This is a genomic window from Deltaproteobacteria bacterium (assembly GCA_011773515.1).
GTDB lineage: Bacteria > Desulfobacterota > Deferrimicrobia > J040 > J040 > WVXK01.
Genome location: WVXK01000099.1, coordinates 22,893 through 25,858, shown reverse-complemented (window position 1 = coordinate 25,858; position 2,966 = coordinate 22,893). Strand labels below are relative to the sequence as shown.

The following is a 2,966-nucleotide window of genomic DNA, read 5'->3' as shown; positions in this document are numbered from 1 at the left end:
GCCAGGGGGAGGATGAGCAGGAGGAAGAGGAAAAACAGGTTGACCACGGCAAACCGGGCGAGCACCTTTTTGCCGTCGAGGCGTGCCGTCACCACGAGGGCGGCGGAAAAGCAGAGCCCCGCCAGGAGGCCCACCACGTTGTAGCTGAGCGCCAGGGCAACCGTCAGGATGACCCCGGATACCAGCTTGACCCGCGGGTCCATTCGGTGGAGGTACGAACTACCCTCTGCAAATTCTTCCAGGTGCATGCCGCCTCACTCTCTTTTTTTCCGCCATCCTTGGATGAAAAAAAGAAGGCCCGCGATTCCGGCCACGTAGCCGAGCCCGGCGATCACGTCCTTCATCGCAGGCCTGTCCATCTTTCTCCGGATATCCAGGAGCACCTCCATCACGGGTTCGAGCTTTCGGTCCAGGGTCCGCTCGAGGTCCCGGGCGGAGCGCACATCTTCCGTGCCCGCCCCCTCCACCACGGGATGGGTTTCCTGCCCCGTGCTCCCGGCGTCGTCGTGGGTATGGCCTGCAGCGAAACCGTCAGACGTACCCGCCGGCTTCTCCCGGGACAGGGCAAAGGAGCTCTTGTGGCCCCCCGCGGCCGTGACAAAGATCGTCAGGTCATCGACGGGGGGGACGGGAAAGGACAGGGAGCCACGCCGGTCGGTTGGACCCTCGAAGACAAGCTGCCCCCGGGGGTCGAAGACCTCCACCTTTGCCCCCGCCGCCTTCGAGCCATCCGGGAAGTACCCCTCCACGAAGACCTTCCCCTCCCCCGTGTAGGCGAAAACGCTCACCCTGTGCGCCCGCGCCGCACGGGGCGGAAACGGGGCCATGAGCAGGGAAAGGAGGACCACGATGATGAGGTCAGATATTTTCCTTTTCGAAATCATGCGCCACCTCGAACATCTCGGGCTTCACCTTCCGTATGAAGAGGACGATCATGCCGGTGATTATCCCCTCGATCACCATCACGGGCAGGTGGGCGAGAACCACGACCTGGCCAGCCCGCAAGAACCCCTCCCCCGACAGGTCGAGGAGCAGGGCAATGAGGAGGGCACCTCCCAGAACGGAGGAGAAACCGGCGAGAAACCCCCCGATGGAGGGAGCTGCTTTCCCCCGTCCCGCCACCAGTCCCCGGAAAAGATAGGAGAAGGCGATCGCCGGCGCCGCCATGACGAAGGTGTTCACTCCCAGCGTCGTGAGCCCGCCGAACTGAAAGAGGACCGCCTGCAGGGCAAGGGCCACCAGGAAGCAGGGGTAGCATGCCCAGCCCAGAAACAGCCCCATGATGCCGTTCAACACCAAATGGACGCTGGCGACGCCGGCGGGAATCTGGATGAGGGAGCCAACGAAGAAGGAGGAGGTGAGGACCGCCGCCTTCGGGATGCCCTCCTGTTTCATCCTCCGTATCCCGACCGTGACGCCAGCAGCCGTCACGATGGCACCCGCTGCCAGAACCGGGGGCGACAGAACCCCCTCTGATACGTGCATTCTCTGATTCCTCCCCATCGCAAAACCGTTTGAAGGCTGCCTTCGACAAACCCGCCCGCATGGGCGCTGTTTTTCTCTCAGTACTCGGCCGTCAGCCCCGTTGTGAACAGAATGTCCGGCCCTTCACCGTTAAGCGCCGTCTCCGCAGAAAGACTCATATCAACGTCCTCGGAGAGGCCATACTCGAACCCGCCCCGCACCGTGACGATGTCCCGCTCTCCGGGAAACTCGGCCGTCTCGTATTCGATCTCCGCCGCCGCGGAAACGCCTTTTGCCTCGCTCAGCTCTATCTCGAGGGTCAGCGACGCACGGAATACGTCATCGGGATCCACGCCCTCGGGACGGTTGCCGGAGAACACGTATGCAAGGTTCACCAGGAGTGGGGTTGTATCGCTCCCTTTCCCGAAAATAAGGCCCACCTCGTAGTCTTTCGCACCCTCGCCCGTCCCCTTTTCCTCGTCCCCCGTGGGAACGATCGCCCCCACTTCCATCGCCACCTGCGTGATAAATGCTCCCCGGTAGGGCAGGGAATATTTCAGGAACAGCTCCGTATCCCCGAAGCCGTTCACGGACTCGCCATCTTTCGGATCCAGGAACGTGTAGGTGTACTCGATGGAAAAATCGAGCGGTTCGACAATCCCGAGGGTGAGGACGTTGACCAGGGAGTATTCCCTGTCTCTTCCCTCCTTGCTCAGCTCCACGTTGAACTCCAGCTCAGCATTGCCTTCGCCCGTGGTCTGGCTGTCATCGATTCCCAGTATTTTCCCTGCAAAAGAGGGGACACCGGAAAAGAGCAGGGCGCAGGCAAGGATAAAGAGTAATAGGAGGTGGGGGAAAACGGCACGCGGGGGCCTGTCCCTTAACCGCGCCTTCCGTCTCGACTTCGCCGGCACGTGCGTCACCTGAGCCCCCTTCCCGTTGATGTCATGGCAAGCTTCCCGTGCTTGACGCCCTTGGAGCCGATGAGGCGGTCCGCGATCTCCTTCACCACCGCCGCGCCGTCCCGGGCGATGACCACCTCCAGGCAGTTGTCGCGGTCGAGGTGGATGTGGGTGGAGGAGATTATGGATTCGCCAAATTCGTGCTGGAGTTCGATGAGCCTGTCCGAGATATCCCGCCTGTGGTGGTCGTAGACGATCGACACAACGCCGACGCACTCGGCGTTGCCCCCCTTCCACTCCTCCGTGACAAGCTTGTCCCTTATCAGATCGCGAAACGCCTCCGACCGGTTTGCGTAGCCCATTTTCCTGATCAGCCCGTCAAACTCGGCGAGGAGAGACGTGTTTATGGATACCCCGATCCGGGAAATCCGCCCCATGGTAACACCTTTTTAATTTTCTTGCTACCGATTCAGTATACCACAGAAGAAGTATGAGAACAGCGAAGAAACAGAATACGGATCAGAAGGCGGACATGGTAATGCGGAAATCGGAATTCGGAATGCGGAATGAACACCCAACGCGAAACTGGTTTCCCGGGAC

General features: G+C 61.0%; 5 protein-coding genes. All 5 read right to left on the bottom strand.

Annotation, left to right across the window (positions count from 1 at the left end):
* Nucleotides 1–248: cobalt ECF transporter T component CbiQ (locus GTN70_10745; GenBank protein NIO17445.1), on the bottom strand; the 248-nt coding region annotated here is incomplete at its 3' end.
* Nucleotides 249–254: 6 nt separating this feature from the next.
* Nucleotides 255–884, bottom strand: a complete 630-nt coding sequence (locus tag GTN70_10740; protein ID NIO17444.1) for a hypothetical protein — start codon at nucleotides 882–884, stop codon at nucleotides 255–257.
* Nucleotides 859–1,485 (bottom strand): cobalt transporter CbiM, encoded by a 627-nt coding sequence (gene cbiM / locus GTN70_10735; GenBank protein ID NIO17443.1) that lies wholly within the window; start codon nucleotides 1,483–1,485, stop codon nucleotides 859–861. The genes GTN70_10740 and cbiM overlap by 26 nt, the downstream gene beginning before the upstream one ends.
* A 77-nt stretch (nucleotides 1,486–1,562) precedes the next feature.
* Nucleotides 1,563–2,387 carry a hypothetical protein gene (locus tag GTN70_10730; protein NIO17442.1) on the bottom strand — a complete coding sequence of 275 codons (825 nt, stop codon included), beginning with the start codon at nucleotides 2,385–2,387 and terminating at the stop codon, nucleotides 1,563–1,565.
* Nucleotides 2,384–2,803 carry a nickel-responsive transcriptional regulator NikR gene (gene nikR / locus GTN70_10725; protein ID NIO17441.1) on the bottom strand — a complete coding sequence of 140 codons (420 nt, stop codon included), beginning with the start codon at nucleotides 2,801–2,803 and terminating at the stop codon, nucleotides 2,384–2,386. Before nikR ends, GTN70_10730 begins: the two co-directional genes overlap by 4 nt.
* Between the last annotated feature and the right edge of the window lie 163 nt (nucleotides 2,804–2,966).

Bases quoted from the DNA above. Each gene is read 5' to 3' on its own strand.
- GTN70_10740 (NIO17444.1), bottom strand. From the start codon at position 884: ATGATTTCGAAAAGGAAAATATCTGACCTCATCATCGTGGTCCTCCTT.
- cbiM (NIO17443.1), bottom strand. From the start codon at position 1,485: ATGCACGTATCAGAGGGGGTTCTGTCGCCCCCGGTTCTGGCAGCGGGT.
- nikR (NIO17441.1), bottom strand. From the start codon at position 2,803: ATGGGGCGGATTTCCCGGATCGGGGTATCCATAAACACGTCTCTCCTC.